Source organism: Myxococcales bacterium (assembly GCA_016717005.1).
Classification (GTDB): domain Bacteria; phylum Myxococcota_A; class Polyangia; order Haliangiales; family Haliangiaceae; genus UBA2376.
The window spans coordinates 1,135,851-1,157,725 of sequence record JADJUF010000037.1; the positions used below are offsets into that span (position 1 = coordinate 1,135,851).

Annotated in this window: 17 protein-coding genes, 5 tRNA genes, 1 other RNA gene and 2 pseudogenes; 22 read left to right on the forward strand and 3 right to left on the reverse strand. The window is 71.9% G+C overall.

Translation table 11 applies throughout. The annotated features are described in order from the left end of the window. The first annotated feature begins 51 nt into the window (after window positions 1-51). From serS to IPL61_28590, 9 genes are all read left to right on the forward strand, one after another. Window positions 52-1,341, forward strand: a complete 1,290-nt coding sequence (serS, locus tag IPL61_28550; protein MBK9035170.1) for a serine--tRNA ligase — start codon at window positions 52-54, stop codon at window positions 1,339-1,341. A gap of 147 nt (window positions 1,342-1,488) precedes the next feature. Continuing rightward, window positions 1,489-1,574, forward strand: a tRNA-Ser gene (locus IPL61_28555). 70 nt (window positions 1,575-1,644) lie between these two features. Beyond that, window positions 1,645-1,735, forward strand: a tRNA-Ser gene (locus tag IPL61_28560). Window positions 1,736-1,805: 70 nt separating this feature from the next. Then, window positions 1,806-1,878 (forward strand) — tRNA-Arg (locus IPL61_28565). 36 nt (window positions 1,879-1,914) lie between these two features. Beyond that, window positions 1,915-2,367 (forward strand): nucleoside deaminase, encoded by a 453-nt coding sequence (locus IPL61_28570; protein ID MBK9035171.1) that lies wholly within the window; start codon window positions 1,915-1,917, stop codon window positions 2,365-2,367. A 34-nt stretch (window positions 2,368-2,401) separates the two neighbouring features. Continuing rightward, window positions 2,402-2,484: transfer RNA gene (locus IPL61_28575), tRNA-Ser, on the forward strand. A gap of 332 nt (window positions 2,485-2,816) precedes the next feature. Continuing rightward, window positions 2,817-2,904, forward strand: a tRNA-Ser gene (locus IPL61_28580). A gap of 32 nt (window positions 2,905-2,936) precedes the next feature. After that, an RNA gene (ffs, locus tag IPL61_28585) (signal recognition particle sRNA small type) lies at window positions 2,937-3,031 on the forward strand. A 106-nt stretch (window positions 3,032-3,137) separates the two neighbouring features. Beyond that, complete coding sequence (locus IPL61_28590) at window positions 3,138-4,457, forward strand: UDP-glucose/GDP-mannose dehydrogenase family protein (GenBank protein MBK9035172.1); 1,320 nt, start codon at window positions 3,138-3,140, stop codon at window positions 4,455-4,457. 46 nt (window positions 4,458-4,503) lie between these two features. Here IPL61_28590 and IPL61_28595 read toward each other — a convergent pair whose 3' ends face one another. Together IPL61_28595 and IPL61_28600 are read right to left on the reverse strand one after the other, a co-directional pair. Beyond that, window positions 4,504-7,731: an ATP-binding protein gene (locus IPL61_28595; GenBank protein MBK9035173.1), complete on the reverse strand. Its 3,228-nt coding sequence runs from the start codon at window positions 7,729-7,731 to the stop codon at window positions 4,504-4,506. 54 nt (window positions 7,732-7,785) lie between these two features. Further along, complete coding sequence (locus IPL61_28600; protein ID MBK9035174.1) at window positions 7,786-8,502, reverse strand: class I SAM-dependent methyltransferase; 717 nt, start codon at window positions 8,500-8,502, stop codon at window positions 7,786-7,788. 66 nt (window positions 8,503-8,568) lie between these two features. Between IPL61_28600 and IPL61_28605 the strand changes: the two genes are divergently transcribed. From IPL61_28605 to IPL61_28635, 7 genes are all read left to right on the forward strand, one after another. Beyond that, window positions 8,569-9,369 (forward strand): hypothetical protein, encoded by an 801-nt coding sequence (locus IPL61_28605; GenBank protein MBK9035175.1) that lies wholly within the window; start codon window positions 8,569-8,571, stop codon window positions 9,367-9,369. Next, window positions 9,362-10,108, forward strand: a complete 747-nt coding sequence (locus IPL61_28610) for a hypothetical protein (protein MBK9035176.1) — start codon at window positions 9,362-9,364, stop codon at window positions 10,106-10,108. Before IPL61_28605 ends, IPL61_28610 begins: the two co-directional genes overlap by 8 nt. Next, entirely contained in the window at window positions 10,105-11,034 is a 930-nt protein-coding gene (locus IPL61_28615; protein ID MBK9035177.1) for a glycosyltransferase family 4 protein, read from the forward strand. Before IPL61_28610 ends, IPL61_28615 begins: the two co-directional genes overlap by 4 nt. Then, the gene (locus IPL61_28620; GenBank protein ID MBK9035178.1) at window positions 11,031-11,870 is read left to right on the forward strand and encodes a class I SAM-dependent methyltransferase; all 840 of its coding nucleotides are present in this window, start codon (window positions 11,031-11,033) and stop codon (window positions 11,868-11,870) included. Before IPL61_28615 ends, IPL61_28620 begins: the two co-directional genes overlap by 4 nt. 128 nt (window positions 11,871-11,998) lie before the next feature. Next, entirely contained in the window at window positions 11,999-12,880 is an 882-nt protein-coding gene (locus IPL61_28625; GenBank protein MBK9035179.1) for a hypothetical protein, read from the forward strand. Continuing rightward, a complete protein-coding gene (locus tag IPL61_28630; protein MBK9035180.1) occupies window positions 12,877-13,308 on the forward strand; it encodes a hypothetical protein in 432 nt (143 codons plus the stop codon). The genes IPL61_28625 and IPL61_28630 overlap by 4 nt, the downstream gene beginning before the upstream one ends. Then, complete coding sequence (locus IPL61_28635; GenBank protein MBK9035181.1) at window positions 13,305-13,955, forward strand: DUF4157 domain-containing protein; 651 nt, start codon at window positions 13,305-13,307, stop codon at window positions 13,953-13,955. Before IPL61_28630 ends, IPL61_28635 begins: the two co-directional genes overlap by 4 nt. 52 nt (window positions 13,956-14,007) lie before the next feature. Here the strand turns inward: IPL61_28635 and IPL61_28640 are convergent, their stop codons facing one another. Continuing rightward, the gene (locus IPL61_28640) at window positions 14,008-14,952 is read right to left on the reverse strand and encodes an SDR family oxidoreductase (protein ID MBK9035182.1); all 945 of its coding nucleotides are present in this window, start codon (window positions 14,950-14,952) and stop codon (window positions 14,008-14,010) included. 128 nt (window positions 14,953-15,080) lie between these two features. On the opposite strand from IPL61_28640, the gene dnaX reads away from it, so the two are divergent. The 6 genes and pseudogenes from dnaX to IPL61_28670 all read left to right on the forward strand — a co-directional run bounded on the left by dnaX (window position 15,081) and on the right by IPL61_28670 (window position 20,027). Continuing rightward, window positions 15,081-16,958, forward strand: a complete 1,878-nt coding sequence (gene dnaX, locus IPL61_28645) for a DNA polymerase III subunit gamma/tau (protein ID MBK9035183.1) — start codon at window positions 15,081-15,083, stop codon at window positions 16,956-16,958. Next, window positions 16,951-17,283 (forward strand): YbaB/EbfC family nucleoid-associated protein, encoded by a 333-nt coding sequence (locus IPL61_28650; protein MBK9035184.1) that lies wholly within the window; start codon window positions 16,951-16,953, stop codon window positions 17,281-17,283. Before dnaX ends, IPL61_28650 begins: the two co-directional genes overlap by 8 nt. A gap of 122 nt (window positions 17,284-17,405) precedes the next feature. After that, window positions 17,406-18,008 (forward strand): recombination protein RecR, encoded by a 603-nt coding sequence (gene recR / locus IPL61_28655; protein MBK9035185.1) that lies wholly within the window; start codon window positions 17,406-17,408, stop codon window positions 18,006-18,008. Window positions 18,009-18,137: 129 nt separating this feature from the next. Further along, window positions 18,138-18,596 (forward strand): hypothetical protein, encoded by a 459-nt coding sequence (locus IPL61_28660; protein MBK9035186.1) that lies wholly within the window; start codon window positions 18,138-18,140, stop codon window positions 18,594-18,596. Between the two features lie 356 nt (window positions 18,597-18,952). Then, window positions 18,953-19,433: pseudogene (locus tag IPL61_28665) on the forward strand (roadblock/LC7 domain-containing protein). A 12-nt stretch (window positions 19,434-19,445) separates the two neighbouring features. Further along, a pseudogene (locus tag IPL61_28670) lies at window positions 19,446-20,027 on the forward strand (GTPase domain-containing protein). The last annotated feature ends 1,848 nt before the right edge of the window (window positions 20,028-21,875 follow it).

Consider the following 21,875-nt stretch of genomic DNA (forward strand, 5'->3'; position numbering starts at 1 on the left):
CGCTCGCGTTTCGCCGGCGGTCCGGGAGTTGGCAGCAGAAAGGCCCGCGCCATGATCGAAGTCGCCCGCATCGAAGACGTCCGCCGCCGCCCGAACGGCGCCGCCCTGGTCGCCTCGTGGAGCGAGGTCGATCGCGAGCGGCGCGCGGTGCAGGCCGAGCTCGATGGGCTGCGGGCCGAGCGGAATGCCGCGAATGATCGCATGGCCAAGCTCGACAAGAAATCGGTCGAGTTCACCGAGGCCCGGGACCGCCTCAAGGCGCTGTCGCAGGACATCAAGGGCCGCGAGGGCCGCTTCGGCGAGCTCGAGGCCCGGTGCGAGGACCTGCTGCTCGGCATCCCCAACGCGCCGCACGCGTCGGTGCCCGACGGCGCGGGCGAGCACGACAACCGCGTCGACGGCACCTGGGGCGAGCAGCCCGTGCTCGACTTCGCCCCCAAGGAGCACCACGACCTCGGCCTCGGGCTCGGCATCTTCGACTTCGAGGCCGGCGGCAAGATCAGCGGCGCGCGCTTCACCGTGCTGCGCGGCTGGGGCGCGCGCCTGACCCGCGCGCTGATGAACTACATGATCGACCTGCACACCGCGGCCGGCTACGCCGAGGTGTGGCCGCCGGCGATGGTGCGGCGTTCGGCGCTGCGCGGCACCGGCCAGCTGCCCAAGTTCGAGGCCGACCTGTTCGCGATCAAGGGCGCGCTGGTCGAGGACGACGCCGCCAGCGATCGCGACCACGATCTGTTCCTGTCGCCGACCGCCGAGGTCCAGGTCACCAACCTCTACGCCGACCACATCTTCGAGGCCGGCGAGCTGCCCAAGCGCTTCTGCGCGTACGCGCCGTGCTTCCGGGCCGAGGCCGGCGCCTACGGCAAGGACACCCGGGGCCTCATCCGGCAGCACCAGTTCGACAAGGTCGAGCTGGTCAAGTTCACCTCGCCCGAGGACAGCTACGCCGAGCTCGACAGCCTGCGCGCCCAGGCCGAGGCGGTGCTCCAGGGCCTCGGCCTGCACTACCGGATCGTCACGCTGTGCACCGGCGACCTCGGCTTCGGCGCCGCCAAGACCTACGACCTCGAGGTGTGGCTGCCCGGCCAGGGCGCGTACCGCGAGATCTCGTCGTGCTCGAACTTCGAGGCGTTCCAGGCCCGCCGCGCCAAGATCCGGTACCGGCCCGCCGTCGGTGACAAGGCCCGGCCGTGCCACACGATCAACGGCTCGGGCGTCGCGATCGGCCGCACGCTGGTGGCGATCCTCGAGCAGTACCAGCAGGCCGACGGCTCGGTGATCGTCCCGCCGGCGCTGCGGCCCTACGTCGGCGGCGTCGAGCGCATCACGGCGGCGTAGGCGCGGGCTCGCTGCCCAGTCGGTCGGGGCCACACGATCGTCCCTGGCGCCCGTCCAGCGGGGCCCGGCAGCCCCCCAAAATCGCGTCACTAGATCCTTTACAAGCGAAGGTCCCTCCATATACTGCGCGTCGCCTCTGGGTTCTCTGGAGGAGTGGCCGAGCGGTCGAAGGCAGCGGTCTTGAAAACCGCAGAGCGAAAGCTCCGGGGGTTCGAATCCCTCCTCCTCCGCCAGGCTGACAACCGAATAGCTCGATCGTCGTTCTTTCTCGTTCGACCCGACGGCTCACGCTGGAGGGTCGATGGAGAGATGGCCGAGTGGCTGAAGGCACCGGTTTGCTAAACCGACGTATGGGGGATTCCCTGTACCGAGGGTTCGAATCCCTCTCTCTCCGCTAACTTGGCCACCGGGTGGGCTCCGTACCCCACTCGCTGTTCGTATATCTAGGACTAGCTTTGTAGTCTGGATCCGTAGCTCAATGGATAGAGCACCGGTCTACGGAACCGGGGGTTAGAGGTTCGACCCCTCTCGGATCCGCTGATGAGCATCGACCCCGTCACCGATGACGACCTGATGCTGCTCGCCCTCGAAGAGGCGCGCGCAGCAGGTCGTGATGGTGATGTCCCGGTCGGCGCGATCATCGCGGCGCTGCGCGACGGCGTCTACGCCGTCATCGGCAAGGGCCGCAACCGACGCGAGGTCCGTGGCGATCCCACGGCCCACGCCGAGGTCGAGGCGCTGCGCGACGCCGCGACTCGCCTCGGTCACTGGCGGGTCGAGGCGACCTTGGTGGTGACCCAGGAGCCGTGCCCCATGTGCGCCGGTGCCCTGGTCAACGCCCGCGTCAAGCGCCTCGTCTACGGCTGCGACAACCCCAAGGCGGGGGCGGTCGCGAGCCTCTATCAGATCTGCAGCGACCCCCGGCTGAACCATCGGCTCGAGGTCACCGCCGGGGTCCGCGCCGCCGAGTGTGCCGCCGAGCTGCGGCGCTTCTTCGAGGCGCTCCGGGCCCAGGGTCAGCGCTGAGCCGCTTGAGTTTCTTGGCCCGCTTGAGTTTCTTGGAGGGGTGTCCGAGTGGTCGAAGGTGCCTGATTCGAAATCAGGTAGGCGAAAGCCTCGGGAGTTCGAATCTCCCCCCCTCCGCGTGTTGTTTCCCTGCACCCGGTACGTGCTGCGCGAGCCCGGGACGTTCCTACCGGACGGGGTGCCGTGACCCCGGGACGTGAGCGACTTCTTTCCCTGCACCCGGTGCGTGCTGCGCGAGCCCGGGACGTTCCTACCGGACGGGGTACCGAGACCCCGGGACGTGAGCGGTTTCTTTCCCTGCACCCGGTGCGTGCTGCGCGAGCCCGGGACGTTCCTACCCGGGTACCGACCCCGTGACGTGAACCGCGCCGCCCGGAGTTCGTTCCCTGGAGGCCGTGCTTGGTGCTCGGGTCCGGTGGCCCTCGCATTTCGCCGGGCGAATCTTGTCTGGAGAGGTGACCGAGCGGCCGAAGGTGCACGATTGGAAATCGTGTGTATCGCAAGGTACCGAGGGTTCGAATCCCTCCCTCTCCGCCACGACACCGATACGACGACGATCGAGCTGACGTTTTATGGTCCCGGGTGACGCGACGTCTGTGAACCCCGCCAGGTCCGGAAGGAAGCAACGGTAGCGGAACTAGTGGGTGCCTGGGGCCACTTTTTTACGAGGGCGACTCTCATCGAGTCGCCCTCGTGCTTTTTTCGGCGCCGGCCGGAGAACGAGGTCGAGATCGACCCACCCAGCGGCGCAGAGGAGGTTAGATCTACCGATGCAGATCGCGGTCATCGGCGCCCGCTACGTCGGGCTGGTCACCGGGACCGGCTTCGCCGAGTTCGGCCACGACGTGACCTGCGTCGACGTGGACCACGCGCTGGTGGCGACGCTGGAGCGCGGCGACGCACCGTTCTACGAGCCCGGCCTCCAGGACATGATCCGCCGCAACGTCGCGCGCGGGCGCCTGCGCTTCACGACCGAGATCGCCACGGCGGTCGCGGGGGCGGAGGTCGTGTTCATCGCCGTCGGGACGCCGTCGACCGGCGACGGCGGGCCCGAGCTGCAGTTCGTCCACGCGGCCGCGACGCAGATCGGCGCCGCGCTGACCGGCTTCGCGGTGATCGTCACCAAGAGCACCGTGCCGCCGGGCACGGCCGAAGCCGTCCGCGCGCTGGTGGCGAACGCCACGGCGCACCCGTTCGTGATCGCCGCCAACCCCGAGTTCCTGCGCGAGGGTGACGCCATCGAGGACTTCCTGCGCCCAGCCCGCGTCGTCATCGGCGCGGACGATCGGCGCGCCGTCGACACGTTGGTCGAGCTGTACCGCGGGGTGCTCGGGACCGCCGACCGCATCCAGGTGATGGACCTCCGGTCGGCCGAGCTCGCCAAGTACGCCGCCAACAGCATGCTCGCGACGCGCGTGTCGTTCATGAACGAGCTGGCGCGGTTGTGCGAGGCGATCGACGCTGACATCGATCACGTGCGCGCCGTGGTCGGCGCCGATCCGCGCATCGGCGCGTCGTTCCTCGCGGCCGGCGTCGGGTTCGGCGGCAGCTGCCTGCCCAAGGATCTGCGCGCGCTGCGCCACCTGGCGACGCAGGTCGACGTCGAGCTGCGGGTCGTCGATGCCGCCGAGCGGGCGAACCAGCGCCAGCAGCGCTGGTTGGGCGACCAGATCCTCGCTCGGCTCGGGCCGCGCGTCGCGGGCGCGCGCGTCGCGCTCTGGGGGCTCGCGTTCAAGCCCGAGACCGACGACATCCGCGAAGCGCCGGCGCTGGCGACGATCGCGCAGCTCCAGGCGGCCGGGGCGGTCGTCGTCGCCTACGATCCGGTCGTGTCCGCGCGGCCGTGCGCCGAGCTGGCGCCGCCGCTCGAGCTCGTCACGGATCCCTACCTGGCGGCGACGGGGGCCGACGCGCTCGCGCTCGTGACCGAGTGGCGCGAGTTCCTGGCGCCGGATCTCGAGCGCCTGCGGGCGATCATGCGGACCCCGCTCGTGTTCGATGGGCGCAACGCCTGGAGTCCGGCGGCGATGCGCGCGGCGGGCTTCGACTACTACGGGCTCGGGCGCCGCGCGGCCGGCGGGCCGAGCTAGGCCGCGCGGCCGGGGCGCGCGGCCGGGGCGTCGAGCTAGCCGCGGCTCACGCCGGGCCACCGTCGGTGCGCTCGGCCCCGCTGTTGAGGTGGGCCACGCGGCCCATGTCTTCGTACTCGGCGAGCGCCGCCCACAGGAGGTCGCGCTGCGTCAGGATCGGCTCGGCGCGTCCGCTGCTGGCCGCGCGAAACGCCGCGCGCGTGAGCGCGCGCCTGATGTACGCCCCCTCCATCTTGTACATCGACGCCAGGGCGCCTAGATCGACGTCGGGCGCGTAGCGCACGCCCCCGGGCAGCAGGTGCTTCCACAGGCTCTGCCGCTGCCGCTCCTCGGAGGGCGGGAAGCGGATCCGCGCCGTGATGCGGCGCTGGAACGCGTCGTCCATCGCGGTCTCGAGGTTGGTCGTGAGGATCGCGAGCCCGCTGAACGACTCCATCCGCTGGATGAGGTAGTTCACGGTCAAGTTGGCGTAGCGGTCGGACGAGCTGTCCTGGTTCGAGCTGCGCTTGCCGAACAAGGCGTCGGCCTCGTCGAACAGCAGCCCGACGCTCGAGGCCTCGGACTCGTCGAAGACCTTGGCGAGGTTCTGCTCGGTCTCGCCCACCCACTTGCTCATCACCGACGAGAAATCCACGATGTACAGGTCGATCTCGAGCGCGTTCGCCAGCGCGGCCGCGCCCGCGGTCTTGCCGGTGCCGGGCGGGCCCAGGAACAGCGCCGAGACGCCGTAGCTCTCGTGGGCCTTGTCGGCGAACTGCCAGCCCGAGAGCACGCGGTGGCGGTACTTCACGCGGTGGACCAGCTCCTGGAGCCGCTGCACCACCGACTCGGGGTAGATCAGATCGTCGAGCGTGATCGACGAGTCGTAGCGGGTCGCGAGGTTGCTCAGGCGCTGGACCGTGATCGCGCGCAGCGTCTCGCGGATGTCGTTGACCTCGAGCGGGGCGTCGCCGCGCTCGGCGCGCCCGACGTTGAGCTCATCGGCGACCTCGAGGAGGCGGCCGGGCGTGACCGCGTAGCGCGCGGCGACGTCGTCCAGGACCGCCGGGGCGATGGGGATGCCGCGCTCGGCCAGGGCCAGGTCCCACAGCTCTCGCCGATCCTCGGGGCGCAGGTGGGGCGTGCCGTGCCGGACGAACCGCACCGACGTCGGGATGCTCTCGAGCTCGCCGGTGCGCACCAGCACCAGGCACCGCACGCCGAAGCGGCTGACCAGGGACCACAGGTGGTCCCACAGGCGGGCGTGGGCCCGCAGGATGCCGTCGGAGCGCACCACCAGGATGCCGCGCCGCGCGTGGGCGCGGTAGACGCAGCGCGACAGCGCCTGTTCGATCCGCGGCGTCTCTTGCTTGGAGCGCTGGGCCAGGTCGCAGACCTCGACCTCCCGCCCATCCTCGAGCCCCGCGGCCAGGGCGCTCGCCTGACGTCCCGAGCCGGGCGGGCCTTCGATCACCACCAGGCGGCCCGCGCCGGTCCGGGTCAGCTCGCGCCGGAGGATGCCGCGGAGGTGGTTCTTCTCGTCCGCCGCCCAGCGCAGCTGCGCCCACGGCACCGCGTCGACGGCGTGATCCTCGTCGAGCAGCGAGGTGCTGAGCTCGACGATGAAGTCCGGGCACCGCACGACCTGGCCGACGAGCGGCGCGTCGGCCGTGGCCTCGCGCACCAGCAGGCCCGGCGCGAACAGGCCGCGCTCGATCCGGTCGAGCACGTCGGTCCCGATCGACGGTGGCCCGACCTGGGCGGCCATCGCCAGGTGGCCCATCTTGACCCGCAGCGCCGAGGCGTCGTTGTTGAGGAAGCCGCTCAGCCGCGTGAGGCGCAGGTCCCAGTCCGAGGCGAGCGCCAGCAGGAACAGATCGGTCAACACGTCGTCGAGCTCGAACGCGCGGATCAGCCGGACCAGCCCGCATCGCTCGACGGACGGGTCGGCGAACGCCGCCGCCAGGACCGCGCGCGAGGCCTCGATCCGCGGGGCGAACGGATCCGGCGGCGCCTGGCGCTGGCCCGACGGCGCCTGCTTGATCCGCTCGAGCCCGGACAAGATCGTGTTGACGTCCGCGTCGCTGATCACGATCGGCGCGAGCGGATCGTCGGCCGACGTGGTGCGCGGCAACAGGCCCACGTTGCGACACAGGAAGAACAGGCGCTCGAACAGCAGCGCCGCGTGGCACATCGCGATCTCGAGGACGCGCTGGGCCGCCACGTGCTCCGCCGCCTGATCCGGGCGCGGGCGCGGGGCGCGGGGCGCGGGGCGCGGGCGCGGGGGCGCGGCCTCGACGGCGTCCGGCGGCGGCGCGGCTGGTGGCGGGCGCGGGGCGGCCTCGACGGCGCCCAGGTCCGCGGGGACCACCTCGTCGTCCGCGCGCGCGTCCTCGTCCGCGTCGGTGCTGAGGCGGGCGGCGGTCGCGGCCTCCGCCAGCGTGACGCCGAACGCGTCCACGAACGACACCCAGACGGCCGGGTGATCGGCGGCGTCCTCGTCGACGACGATGAAGTCGGTGCCGGACGGCGTGATCGCGATGTCGCGGACCGCGAACGGCGTCTGGCGCGTCCCGATCCGCGCCCGGGTCCGCAGGTCGTAGGCGGCGATCTCGCCGCCTTCGCCGACCGTCAGGGCGAGGCCGCGCGTGCCGGCCACCGCGACGTGGTGGGTCGGCGGGATGTCGATCTCGTGGACCACCGCGCCGCGGTTGACCACGGCGAGCCGGTCGGTGCCGGCCTCGTTCCGGAGGTGGAGCACGAGCCAGCGCCCGCCGAACGCGGTGTGCCCCGACAGGAGTCGCCCGTCGCCGCGCAACCGGAACTGGCCGATCTCACCGCGGCGGACGTCGACGATCCGGATCGCGTCGGCGCGGCAGACCGCGAGCTGGCGGCCGCCGAGCGCGATCAGCACGTCCTCGGTCGTCAGGCGGACCTCGAACGGCTCGGCGACCACGACGTCGCCGGGCGCGGTCAACAGGACCGCCCGCGCGTCGTCGCGCCACAGCGCCGTCCGCGATCCGCCCTCGGGGACGATCAGCCGCCCGTCCCGCGCCGGCAGCTCGGCGCCGACCAGCGCGCGCCCGCGCAGCCCGTAGCGGCGGAGCGTGCCCGCGGCGTCGAGCCACAGCTCGTCGTGGACGATCGCGAACGCGCCGGCCCCGGGCGCCTCGATCGTCACCGTGTGGGCCGGAGGCAAGCTCGAGATGGCGACCCCGGTGGGGATCCGCACGACCATGTAGCGCCCGTCTGGAGACACCAGCACGCTGGGCATCGCGGACGGTGTCGTGCTCACCGTCCCGACTCTCGCACGCGCGCCACGCGAGTGACAAGCCGGGGCCCGCGCGGGTCACTCGCCGTCGTCGGGCACCCGGAAGACGACGAACGACTGGTAGCAGGTGTCGATCAGCAGGTGCTGGTAGCGCGCCTGCGCGACCAGCTCGTCGGCGACCTGCTTGATCGGCGAGCCGTTGCGGCCGGCGGCGTCGAACCAGCCGAAGTAGTCGTGCAGCACGAAGTAGCCGCCGGGGCGGACGTGGCGGGGCACGAAGCGCTCGACGTCCGCGCGACAGCCCGCGTACGAGTGATCGCCATCGATGAAGAGCAGGTCGGCCTGGCCGGTGAGCTCGACCTCGTCGGACCGCGCGTCCAGGAACTCCACGTAGGCGCTGAGGCCGGCCTCCTCGATCAGCGCCCGGGCCTCGGGCGTCGGGAACGGATCGATCGACAAGAGCGTCCGCGGCGTCGGGCGCTCGATCGTCGCGTAGTCGAGGTCCGGCCGCTGCTTGTGCTGCGCCGGCTCGTCCCAGCCGTCGTCGAGGAAGCGGAGGCCGGCCGCGAGGCAGAGCGTCGAGAAGCCCTTGAAGCGGCCGACCTCGACCACGGTCACCGCGCGGATGCTCGTGCAGAGCGAGAACAGCGTGAGCCCGAGCCCCATCTCGGAGCCGCCCGCGACGAGGCCCTGGCGCATCAAGCCGAACAGCCGTCCGAACAGCGGGTCGGCGGCGCGCTGGTTCGTCGGCAGCGGCTCGGTCACGAACGCGGCTTCGTCCGCCTGGTCGCGCATCACCGAACGCTATCATGTGGTCGCCACGCCTTGACGCGGACCTGAGGATCACTCGACAACAAGAACGTGGTCGCCGTGGTGATGCCGTACGCCACCTGCCCGTTGTGCGACGGCACCAGCGCGGCCGACCTGGGCGAGGCCGATCTCCGGATCCACGAGCAGTGGCGGCCGGGGCAGCCGGAGACGCGCACCTGGCTGGCCTGCGACCGCTGCGCGCACGTCTTCGCCGACGGCTGGTGGACCGCGGCGGGCCGTCAGGCGCTCCGGGCGCTGCCCCGGACCGGGGCGTCGCTGGTCGAGTGCTGGCCCGACGCCCGGGCGTGGGCGGCGCCGACGCTCGCGACGCTGGCCGCGCTCCGCCCGGGGCCACAGCGGGTGCTCGTGGTCGGCGCCTCCGCGCGCGCCGGCGGCCTGGTCGCGGTCGCGGCCGAGCACGGCCACGAGGTCCTGGCGATCGACGACCGGCCGGCGGTCGTCGCCGAGCTGCGGGACCACGGCTTCACGGCGCTCGCCGCGGACGACGTCGACCCGGCGAGCCTGGGCCGCTGGGAGGTGGTGATCCTCGATGACGTGCTGGCGCGCGCGCCGTGGCCCCGGCTGGTCATCGCCGACCTCACGCCGCTGGTCGCCGCCGCCGGCGTCCTGGTGGTGACGGCGGTGGTCCGCGCGTCGTTCGCGTGGCGCGTCGCCGACGCCCGCGGCGTCAACGGCCACTGGGCCGAACTCGAGTACCTGCACCTGTTCACCCGCGCCGCGCTGGAGGGCCTGCTGCTCGACCAGGGCTGGCGCGTGCATGCCCTGCGCGCCAGTCGGTACCGGCGCTGCGGGCTCGAGCTGTTCACGACCCGGAGCCGACCCCATGCTTGACCGTTCGCGCTGCATCGTCCTGGTCCCTATCTATGATCGCGTCGAGCCAGAGTGCGAGAGCGCGCTGACCAAGCTCGAGGACCGCGGCTACCGCGTCCGGCGGGTCCAGGCCGGCGCGGCGATCGATCTCGGTCGCTCGGTCATGGCCACGCAGGCGCTCGCCGACGGCTACGACGAGCTGATGTGGATCGACTCGGACGTGTCGTTCGACGGCGACGCGCTCGATCGGCTCCGGGATCACGATCTGCCGATCGTCTGTGGCGGCTATCCCAAGAAGGCGACCGCGGCCTACTCGTTCCACAGCTATCGACCCAAGATCCGGTTCGGCGACGGCGGCGGCCTGATCGAGGTCTACTACGCCGCGACCGGGTTCCTGTACACGCGGCGCGAGGTCTACGACGCCGTGCGCGAGCGTGAGGCGCTGCCGGTCTGCAACGCCGCGTTCGGGATGGCGTTCACGCCCTACTTCCTGCCGCAGGTCGTGCCGTACGGCGACGGCCACTGGTACCTCGCCGAGGACTACTCGTTCTGCCACCGCGCCAAGGAGTGCGGCTACAAGATGATGCTCGACACCACCCTGCGCCTCTGGCACGTCGGTCGGTACGCGTACTCGTGGGAGGACGGCTGCGGCGACCGGCAGCGCTTCGAGCGCTTCGACGTGACGCTCGCGGTGTCGCCCCACCCCGACGGCTACGTCGAGCCCGGCGGCGAGGTGCCCGAGGAGGAGCAGGCGCCATGAAGGTCCAGTTCTTCATCCCGCACGCCGCCCCGTACGACGCCCAGACGGTGCGGAACCGCCCCACCGGCGGCACGGAGCGGTCGACGATCTTCCTCGGCGAGGCCCTCGCGCGCCTCGGTCACGAGGTGCGCTGGGCGACCACGTGGGCCGAGCTGGCCGAGGTCGACGGCGACTGGGCCGACGTGGTCCTGACGCAGCACGCCGAGGTGTTCGCGCGGTTCAACGCCCGCGCGCGCCGCATCTGGTGGTGCCACCAGTTCACCGATCGGCCGTTCATCATCGAGCAGGCGAAGCACGCCCGGCGCCACGCCGACGACGTCGTGGTGCTGTCGCTGTTCCACCAGCGCGACTTCCAGCGCAACCTGGGCATGGAGTCGGTCGTGATCGGGTACGGGCTCTGGCACGACGAGATCGTCGCGGCCGACAAGGATCCGACGCGGCTGATCTACTGCAGCGTCCCGCACCGCGGCCTCGAGCTCGTCCCGGACCTGTTCGCGCAGATCCGGCGCGAGGAGCCGACGGCGACGCTGACGGTGTGCAGCTCGATGGCCACCTGGGGCACGCCCGCCGAGGACGCGCACTTCGCCGAGCTGTTCGGGCGGCTGCGGGCCACCGACGGGGTCCAGATGCGCGGCGGGCTGGCGCAGCCCGAGCTGTGGCGCGAGCTCGCCACCGCCAGCGTGTTCTTCTATCCGTGCACCTACCAGGAGACGTACTGCATGGCGATGGACGAGGCCATGGCCCACGGGTGCGTCCCTGTGATCCCACCGATCGGGGCCTTGCCGGAGCGGTGGCCGCCGACCCAGCGGCTCGCGCGCCAGGCCGTCTACGAGCTCCGGGCGGCGGCGGCGCGGCGGCGGCAGGTGCCGCGGCCGCTCGACTGGAGCGTCGTCGCCGAGAAGTGGGTGTCGCTGTTTCAGGCGTGAGCGCTGCCATGCCCGAAACTCCCGCCGTCCCGCGCATCGATCGCATTCCGTTTGACGGGTGTCCGCTGTGCGACACGGCCAGCGCCGACCTGGCGCTGACCTGGGAGGTCACGACCCACCCGCTGTTCTTGCCCGGGATGGAGCCGACGCAGCGCTGGCGGCGCTGCGTCGCGTGTGGGCACATCTACACCGAGGGGCACTGGCCGGAGACGGCGCTCGCGCGCATCTTCGCCGGTCCCCATCCCGGCCAGATGCCTGGGGACGGCGACGTCGAGCACGATCGCCAGGTGTGGGCGCCCGTCGTCGAGCGGCTCCACGATCTCGGCGCGCCGCGCCCCGGGCGCTGGCTAGACGTCGGATTTGGCAATGGTGCGCTAATGACGACCGCCGATGAGTTCGGCAACGAGGTCGTCGGCCTCGACCTGCGCGCCGATGTCGTCGAGCGCATGCGCGCCTGGGGTTACGACGCGCGGTGCGCGGCGCTCGAGGCCGCGACCTTCGCGGAGCCGTTCGACGTGGTCGTGCTCGCCGATGTGATCGAGCACGTGCCGCGGCCGGGGGCGCTGCTCGCCGAGGCGGCGCGCGTGGTGACGCCAGGCGGGCTGCTGTTCGTGTCGACCCCCAACGTCGACGCATTCGCCTTCCGGATGCTGGCGAACGACGCGCACCCGTACTGGGGTGAGATCGAGCATTTTCATGCGTTTGGGCGACAGCGACTCTGTGATCTGCTCGCCACGCACGGCTTCGAGGCGATCCACTACGCGATCAGCCAGCGCTACGTCGCGTGCATGGAGATCGTCGCGCGGCGGCGCGGCAATACTCGGACCAATCGCTGATCCGCCGCGCGATTCCGATCGCGGCGGAGGGAAGCTGATCGGGCGTCAGTACGTAGTATGATGCGGCCAGAGTCACGCACCGCTACACCCATCCCGGGGGGGGAACGACCATGTTTTTTCGCGACAAGATGTCTCCCGATGAGAAGACCGTCCAGCGCAAGATCGAGCGCGGCAGCAAGCTCGAGAACGATGATCGCAAGATCATCCAGGCGCGCATGGCGGCGCTGCAGCGGAAGGGGATCTGGAACGGGCGTAGCGGCACGATCCCGACCAACGCGCTCAACAAGAACATCTCGGTCCAGGCCGGCGCGCTCGCGTCGGCGATGACCGGCCACGCCAACGGGATGCTCCGAGCGGGCAATGGCGCCCCCGACAACATGATGTCACTCGTCTCGAGCAACATCATGACGCAGGTCCAGGCGCTCGGCCAGAATGGCTCCGCGGGCTTCAGCTTCACCGCCCAGTCGACGCGCGGGATCAACTGCACGTGGACCATCGCGGGCACGCTCGAGGTGCACAACATGCAGGCCCGCTCCTCCGGGGCAGGCGCCGGCGGCCACGGCTACGGCGGTGGGACCGGCACGACCGGCGGCTCGGGTTCAGCCAACACCAGCGGCTGGGGCGTCAACGGCGGCGCCGGCGTCACCTCGAGCGCGGGCGCGTCGGTGGGGGCGAGCGCCTCGGGCGTCGGCGTCGGTGCCGGGCAGAGCACGACGATGGGCGCGAGCGTCGGCGCCGGGTACAGCTCGTCGACGACGACCTCGGTGTCGAGCACCTCGGCGACCTCAGGCTCGGCGGCTGGCGGTCACTCGGGCAACGTCATGCGCGAGCAGTACATGGCCGACATCGTCTGCAACTTCTCGATGTCGTACGAGGTCGACACGAGCTGGTGGAACCCGGTCTCGTGGGGCGGGGCGATGGGCGCGGCGATGTCCGGCGCGGGCGTTGAGCGCGCGGGCTCGGCCAACTGCGGCACCGCGACCTTCGAAGTCGACGAGCCCACGACGTGATCGATCTGGGCTTCCTCATGCCCTTGTTCACCCAGCGGCTGATCACGCTGGGCTACCCGGTCGTCGTGGGCACGGCCGACGCGCTGGCCGACTGGCCGGTCGTACACTTCCAGCTCGACGTCGAGGGGACGCCGTCGACCCTCAGCATCTACCTGGTCGGGGGCGCCAGCAAGGATGAGATCCGGGACAACACCGAGGTCATCACCAAGGCCGCCCTGGCGCGGCGCGACACCGGCGTCGCGACCACCACGCACGTCCAGTTCCTCGAGGCCTTGAACCTCTACATGCACCTCTGGGCGCCGGGCGCGCCGGCGACGTTCGAGCCGGTGCTCGCCACGCTGATGCGGCAGTTCGTCGATCATCGGACGCTCGGACAGGCGCTCGCAAAGGCCCAAGCGTTCGCGGCCGGGTCGGAGAAAGCGCCATGAGTCGTCGCGATCTCGAGCAAGAGCACGAGGCGCTCGAGGCCCCCGCGCCGGCGCGCCGGCCGGCGCCGAGCGCGGTCATGCAGCTCCAGCGCTCGATGGGCAACGCCCGCCTCTTGCAGCTCCGCGCGCTGCAGCGGCGCGAGTCCGGTCAGGCCGTGAACCCGATGGAGTTCATCCAGAAGGATCTCGAGGCCAAGGCCGCGGCGGGCAAGTACGACGCGCGCTCCCTCGAGCAAGAGGGCGAGGCGATCACCGTGCCGAGCGGGGGCGACCCCCTGCCCGCGCCGCTCCAGCGGCACGCGGAGTCGCACCTCGGTGTGCCGATGGGGGACGTGCAGGTCATCACCAACGGCGACGCGGCGACCCGGCCGATCAACGCGCTCGCGTTCACGACCGAGGACGCCGGGCGGCCCAAGGTCGTCCTGGGCAGCGACGTCAACCTCGAGACGCCCGACGGACAGTTCACGTTGATGCACGAGCTGACGCACGTCGCGCAGCAGAAGCAGGGCCTGTCGGCAGGCCTGACGGGCCTCGGCGGCGACGCCGGCCAGCGCGAGAGCCTCGAGCAACACGCCGACTCGGTCGCCGCCAAGATGTGCCAGGGCGGCGGGACGGGGCACTGCACCGATCCGTCGCACAAGCACTGACGGACTGGCTGGCGCCGCCGGACCGCGCGCGGCTCACCACGATGGGCCAGGGTCACGCGCTCGACGTGGGGTCCAGCCGGGCGCCGAGGTCGGCGATCGTCGCGCGGAGCCCGTCGGCGAGCTCGACCTGCGGCGTCCACCCGAGGATCCGCTGGGCCTTGGTGATGTCGGGCCGGCGGCGCGCGGGATCGTCGATCGGGGCGGCCTGGTGGCGCGTCCCCGAGGTCGCGCCGGTCAGCGCCAGGACCGCGGCGGCGAGCTCGACCATCGTGATCTCGGCGGGGTTGCCGAGGTTCACGGGCCCGGGATCCGACGGGGTCTCGATCAGCGCGATCAGCGCGGCCACGAGGTCGGTGACGAAGCAGAACGAGCGAGTCTGGCGCCCGTCGCCGTAGAGCGTCAGCGCCTCGCCGCGGAGCGCCTGGACGATGAAGTTGGACACGACCCGACCGTCGTCGAGGTCCATCCGTGGACCGTAGGTGTTGAAGATCCTTGCGATCCTGGTCTGGACCTGGTGCTGATCGGCGTACCCGACGGTCAACGTCTCGGCGCAGCGCTTGCCCTCGTCGTAGCAGGCGCGCGGCCCGATCGGGTTGACGTTGCCCCAGTAGGTCTCGACCTGCGGGTGGACCAGCGGGTCGCCGTAGACCTCGCTGGTCGAGGCGATGAGCACGCGGGCCTTGGCCGTCCGCGCCAGCTCGAGGACGTTCATCGTCCCGAGCACCGCGGTCCGGAGCGTCCAGATCCGATCGCGCTGGTAGTGCACCGGCGACGCCGGGCACGCGAGGTGAAAGACGCGGTCGACCTCGAGCGCGAGGGGCGTGTTCACGTCGTGCTCGATCAGCTCGAAGTTCGGGGCGTCGGCCACAGCGGCGACGTTCGCGCGTCGTCCCGTGTAGAAGTTGTCGACGCACACGACGTCGTCGCCGCGCGCGACCAGCGCCTCGCACAGGTGCGACCCCACGAAGCCGGCGCCGCCGGTGACCAACGAACGCATCGGAGGATCATTCGCGGCCGGCGCGTGAGGGTCAAGCCTGGGGCCCCGCCGGTTCGGCCGCGGTCCGGATCCCCCTGCGCACAACGCGCCCGTCTGTGGGGGGCCTGGGGTATGGTCCGGCGGCTGCCATGGCCTACCTCGTCCTCGCGCGCAAGTACCGACCGGCGACCTTCTCGGAGGTCGTCGGCCAGGAGCACGTCACGCGCACGCTGGCCAACGCGTTCGCGACCGACCGCGTCCACCACGCGTTCCTGTTCTGCGGGCCGCGCGGGGTCGGCAAGACCACGCTGGCGCGCATCCTGGGCAAGGCCCTCAACTGCGAGCAGGGCGTCTCGGCCGAGCCGTGCGGCCAGTGCAGCGCGTGCACGAGCATCGCCAACGGCAGCTCGGTCGACTACTACGAGATGGACGGCGCCTCGAACCGCGGCATCGACTCGATCCGCGAGCTGACCGAGGCGGTGCGCTACCAGCCGGCGGTGCTGCGCAAGAAGGTCTACGTCATCGACGAAGTCCACATGCTCACCACCGAGGCGTTCAACGCCTTGCTCAAGACGCTCGAGGAGCCGCCGCCGCACGTCACGTTCGTGCTGGCGACGACCGAGCCGCACAAGGTGCCGGTGACGATCCTGTCGCGGTGCCAGCGCTACGACTTCAAGCTGGTGCCGAGCGCGCGCCTGCTCGCGCACCTGGTCCGGGTGTTCAAGGCCGAGGGCCTCGACGCCGAGCCGGCGGCGCTGTCGTTGATCGTGCGCGAGTCGGGCGGCTCGGCCCGCGACGCGCTGTCGCTGTCGGATCAGGTGATCTCGTTCGTCGGCGCCAAGGCGATCCGCGAGGCCGACGTGGCCGACGTGCTCGGCGTCGCCGACCGCGCGCTGACCCGCTCGATCGTCAGCGCCCTGGCCGGCGGCGACGCGGCCGCGGCCCTGACCGCGGTCGAGCGCGCGGTCGAGCGCGGCGTCGACGAGGTCCAGCTGGCGCGCGCGATCGTGCGCTACCTGCGCGACCTCGCCGTCTTGCAGGCGGCGCCGGGCGCGACCGCGCTGGTCGACGCCTCCGACGACGAGCGCGCCGGCCTGGCCGAGGAGGCGGGGCAGCTCGCGCGCGGCCGGGTCACCCAGATGTTCGAGCGGATGCTGCGGGCCTGCGACGACCTCGGCAAGACCATGCAGCCGCGGCTGGTGCTCGACCTCGCGCTGATCGACGTCGCCACGACCGAGCCGCTCCTGCCGCTCGGTGATCTGATCGATCGGCTCGGCGACCTCGAGCGCCGGCTCGCCAGCGGCGGCGGCGGCGGCGGTGGCGGTGGTGGTGGTCGCGTGGCCGCGCCGCGCTCCGCCCCGGCTCCGGCCGCGCCCGCCCGCGGCGTCCGGGCCGCGAGCCCCGATCACCCCGAGCGACCGCCGCCGTCGACGACCGAGCGCGTGCCCGAGCGGATCGCGCCGCCGCCGCCGCCGCCCGACATCGCCGATCGCACCACCGAGCGCGTGCCCGAGCGGATCGCGCCGCCGCCCACGCCGCCCGCGCCGCCCGCGCCGCCCGCGCGGACGTCCGGGATCGTCGTCACCGAGCCCAAGCGCGCCGCGCCGGTCGGCGCCGATCCCGCGGCCCGCTGGAACGCCGTGCTCGACGCGCTCGAGGCCAAGCGTCGGTTCGCCACGCTCGGTCACTACCAGCACGCGCGCGTGCTGGCGTGGCGCGACGACGCGATCGAGCTCGGGTTCTCGACCGACTACGAGATGGGCGAGATGGCGCGCGGGGCCGAGCAGATCGAGATCGTGCGCCAGACCCTGGCCGAGGTCGCGGGCCGCGCGGTCGCGGTGGCGGTGCGGCTCTTGTCGTCGGCCGAGAGCGCGACCACCGAGGCGCGCTCGACCGTCGAGGACGCCAAGGCCAAGGCCCACGCCGAGCGCCAGCGCCGCGAGCGCGAGGCGCGCGAACACCCGATGACGCGACTGGTGCTCGAGACCTTCGGGGCCCAGATCAAGGAGATCAAGACCGATGTCTAACAAGATGCCCGACATGAACGCGCTGATGCGCCAGGCTCAGCAGATGCAGGCCAAGGTGGCCAAGGCCCAGGAGGAGGTCCTGACGATGACCGCCGACGGCGCCGCCGGCGGTGGCATGGTCACGGTCACCGTCAACGGGGCCTTCGACGTCACCCGCATCAAGATCGAGAAGGACGTCGTCGATCCGACCGACATCGGCATGCTCGAGGACCTGGTCATGTCGGCGATCAACGCCGCCAACGCGCGCATGCGCGAGGTCACCAAGGCCCACATGAGCAAGGTCATGGGCGGCATGAACATCCCCGGCATGCCGGGCATGTTCTGAGCCCCGGGCGCGGCGCGCTCGCGCGGCTCGTCGCCGCGCCGTCGCCGCGGCCCGTCCTGAACCGCCGCCGCACGTCCACCGAAGATCCCGCGGTCGTCCTCGGGCGCGCACCCTGACCAACCATGGCCGTCGATCCCATCCAGCGACTCGTGCGCGAGCTGGCGCGCCTGCCTGGCATCGGCGAGAAGTCGGCGTCGCGGCTGGCGATGCACCTGGTGCGCGCGCCCAAGCCGCAGGTCCGCGATCTCGCGCAGGCGCTGATCGACGCGACCGAGCAGATCGGCCTGTGCTCGATCTGCATGACCCTGACCGCCGAGGATCCGTGCCGGCTGTGCGCCGACACCCGGCGCGACGTCGAGCTCCTGTGCGTGGTCGCGCAGCCGTCGGACGTGATCGCGATCGAGCGCGGCGGCCACTACCGCGGCCGCTACCACGTGCTGCACGGCGTGCTGGCGCCGCTCGACGGCATCGGCCCCGACGACCTGCGCATCGCCGAGCTGGTGCGGCGCCTGGCGCCGAGCGATGGCCCGCAGGTCGCCGAGCTGATCGTCGCGACCGCGCCGACGGTCGAGGGCGAGGCGACCGCGATGTACCTGGCCCGGCTGATCAAGCCGCTGGGCGTGCGCGTCACCCGCATCGCCACCGGCCTGCCGGTCGGCGGCGATCTCGAGTACAGCGACCAGGCCACGATCGGCCGGGCGCTGGCGGGCCGCACCGCGCTGTGACCGAGCGGTGATCGCGGCCGTGATCGCGCGGTGACCGCGGCCGTGACCGCGCGGTGACCGCGGCCGTGACCGCGCGCACCGCCCGATGCTCCCCTACCGCGGCCGGTCGCGGTCGGTTACGCTAGGGCGATGCGTCCCCGGGCCGTCTCGATCATCCTCGCGCTGAGCGCAGCCTGCAGCGGTGGCGGCGACAGCCCGCCGCTCCCGATCGACGCGCCCGGCGGGCTCGACGCGCCCGGGGCCGACGCCGCGGACATCGACGGTCCGATCGTGCTCGTCGACGCGGGCCGGGACGGCGGCGGGCCCCGGGACGGCACGGGTCCGCTCGACGGTCCGATCGGCGTCGACTGTGTGCTCGGCGCCGAGATCGTCGGGCCGGGCGTCGGCCGCGTGGTGTCGAACCCGGCCGGCATCAACTGCGCGCCCGACTGCCGCGAGACCCTGCCGTGCGGGACCCAGGTGACCCTGACGGCCCTGCCGACGCCGCCGAGCACGTTCCGCGGCTGGACCGGCGCCTGCAGCGGCACCGGCGCCTGCACGGTGACCGTCAACGGCGCGTTCGTCCTGGTCCTGGCCGGATTCAACTGAGCGTCCCGGGCGGCCGAGGCGCTGCGGGGCTCGGGGGCGCCGGTCGCAAGGCCTCAGGGGCGCGCCGAGGTCGGCCTCGCCCGGATCGCCGCGGGAGCTCGGGTGAGCAAGGTGGGATGAACCGCCCGCCGGACGCCCCGATCGGGTGAGGTTCCGACGGCAGCGTCGACGGCGCGAGGGCGCTCGGAAGCCCTGAGCCCCGGGGCTGGGCGGGGGATCCGGACGGGCGATACTTGCCCGGATTTGTGGAAAGAATCGCCACCCCTCTGGTAGGTTGGCCGGAGGCTAAGGCTCGGCGACCGCTGGGCAAGGCCGTTCGTTTGCACTCGACTCAGGCCGGTAGGAGCCCAGGCGCGATGTCTAACCAACTGGTGATGTACGAAGAGGAGCTGCTGCAGATCACCAACGTCTGCGACGTGCTCCAGCGCGACTCGAACGCGAGGGCGGTCCTCGTCATCGACAAGAACGGCCAGGCGATCGCGCAGTCAGGGGAGGTCGAGCAGCTCGACGTGACGTCGCTGTCGTCGCTGACCGCGGGCAACGTCGCCGCGACCGGCGGCATCGCCTCGCTGCTGGCCGAGAAGGAGTTCGCCGGCCAGTTCCACGAGGGCGAGAAGACCAACGTCCACATCTCGATCGTGGGCGCGCGGGTCATCCTCCTGGTCCTGTTCGACGAGCGCAGCTCCCCTGGGCTTGGTCCGCCTGCGGGTCCGCAAGGCCGCGGTCGAGCTCACGCACGTCCTCGAGGTGCTGGTCAAGAAGAGCGAGTCCGGCAACCAGCCATCGGTGTTCGCCGAGATCACCGACGACGACATCGACAACCTCTTCAACGACTAGGCGCGGGGACGTATGAGCTTCATCAACTACTCGTCGCGCGAGATCAACTGCAAGATCGTCTACTACGGCCCCGGCCTGTGCGGGAAGACCACGAACCTGCAGTACATCTACAACAAGACGAACCCCGAGGCGAAAGGGAAGATGATCTCCCTCGCCACGGAGACCGATCGCACGCTGTTCTTCGACTTCCTGCCCCTGTCGCTCGGCGAGATCCGCGGCTTCAAGACCCGCTTCCACCTCTACACGGTCCCGGGCCAGGTGTTCTACGACGCCAGCCGCAAGCTCATCTTGAAGGGCGTCGACGGCGTGGTCTTCGTCGGCGACTCGCAGCTCGAGCGCATGGAGGCCAACATCGAGTCCCTCGACAACCTGCGCACGAACTTGCAGGAGCAGGGCTACGATCTCGACAAGCTGCCGTACGTCGTGCAGTTCAACAAGCGCGACCTGCCCAACGCGTCGCCGATGGACGAGCTGCTCGAGGTCCTCAACCCGACCGGCGTGCCGCACTACGAGGCGGTCGCGACCAAGGGCGTGGGCGTGTTCGATACCCTCAAGGCCGTCGCCAAGCTGGTCCTGACCGAAACTGCGCAAGGCCGGCTGATGGCCGGACTCGATTCCGGAGGAGCCATGACCGCGATCGCGCACCCGCGTTTCCGTACCGACCTCGTGGCCGAGCCGATCGAGGACGACGGCAAGCGCTTCATCGACGTCGTCGATCCCGACAGTGGCAACGGCTTCCGGTTCTTCGAGGTCGAGTACTCGCTCGCGTGCGCCATGGACGGCGCGCGCGACATCGCCAGCATCCAGCGCTGGGCGCGCGAGGAGCTGGGCGTCGAGCCCAGCGCCAACGAGGTCGCCACGGTGATCTCGACGCTGGGTGACCTCGGCTACCTCGAGGGCACCGCCGCCGCGCACGTGGCCGCGGACGAGCCCGAGCTGGTCGCCGGCGTCGTGGCGCCGCGCCACGTCCCCGCGCCGATGTCCTTCGACGATGTCGAGCTCGGCACCGCCGGCGCCGCGACCGCGCAGCCCGACGACGAGTTCCCGGCCGGGACCGATCTCGAGCTCGGCACCGCCGGCGGCGTCGCGGCGTCGACGCACGCCCGCATCGCGGTGGTCGATGGCCCCGAGCTGGGCCCGTCGGGTGGCGCCCGCGTGATGGAGTTCGACGCGCCGACCCCGCCGCCGGCCGAGATGCCGACGGCGTCGATGCGCCCGTCGTCGCGGCCCGACGCCGAGGAGGACGGGCCGACCAACCTGCCCAAGCCCCGGACGATGGACTACGAGGACGACGACGTCTCGGTCGATCTGAGCGACCACCTCGCGGTGTCCGCGTCCGACGTCAAGGAGGCCGTGCGCGCCTCCAAGGTGATGGCCGCGGTCGACGTGCCCAAGGACGTGCTCGCCGAGCTCGAGGCCAACGACGCCCGCGCCCGCGAGGACGCGGCCGCCGCGGTCGCCGCGCGCGACGCCGCCGATCGTGAGGCCGCCGCGCGCGACGCCGCCGATCGTGAGGCCGCCGCGCGCGACGCCGCTGCCCGTGAGGCCGCTGCCCGTGAGGTCGCCGCCCGTGAGGCCGCTGCCCGCGAGGCGGCTGCGCAGGCCGCGCGTGAACAGGCCGGGCGCGCGGTCGACGAGCTGCCCGCGATCCCGGTCGGGGTCTCGAAGAAGAAGCCCGATCTGACCAAGAACGCCGACCAGGCGCCGGTGGCGACCCCGGTCGATCAGCCCGCGGCGGGCACCAGCAAGGCGCTGGTGTTCCTGCTGGTGCTGGTCGTGCTGCTCGCCGCCGCGTTCGTGGTCTGGACCAAGGTCCTGAAGAAGCCGCTGCCGTGGGAGTCGAGCGACGCCCCGGCGACGGCCCAGCCCGCGCCCCAGCCCACGCCGCCCGCGCCGCCGCCGCCGCCGCCGCCGCCCCCGGCGCCGACCGCGACGATGACCGAGAAGCCGGGCGACGTGTCCGACGTGGTCGCGGGCCAGGCCGGCGTGGTCGCGTTCATCATCGCCGATGGCGCCGAGGTCGCGGTCGGCGAGCCCCTGCTGCGCTTCGCGGCGGCGGCGCCCGACGAGTCCAAGCTGCGCGGGTTCGACAACGATCTCGACGTCCGCTACCCCAAGCAGCTCAAGGACGCGACCGCGGCGCGGGACAAGGCCGAGGCGGCGGGCAACGCCAACGCGCAGAAGGCGGCCGAGGCCAAGATGGCCGAGATCCAGAAGAAGATCGACGCGCGCAGCCTCGAGCGGGACGCGCTCCGCGCCAAGTTCGACGGGCTCACGATCAAGGCGCCGATCGGCGGCGTGGTCGCGCTCCAGGGCAAGATCGCCAAGGGCTCGCGGACCACCGCGGATCAGTCGGTGGCGACGGTGACCGGCATGGCGTCGCTGACCGCGACGTTCACGATCCCGGCCGGCGGCAAGACCTACAGCCAGGACGCCTCGGTC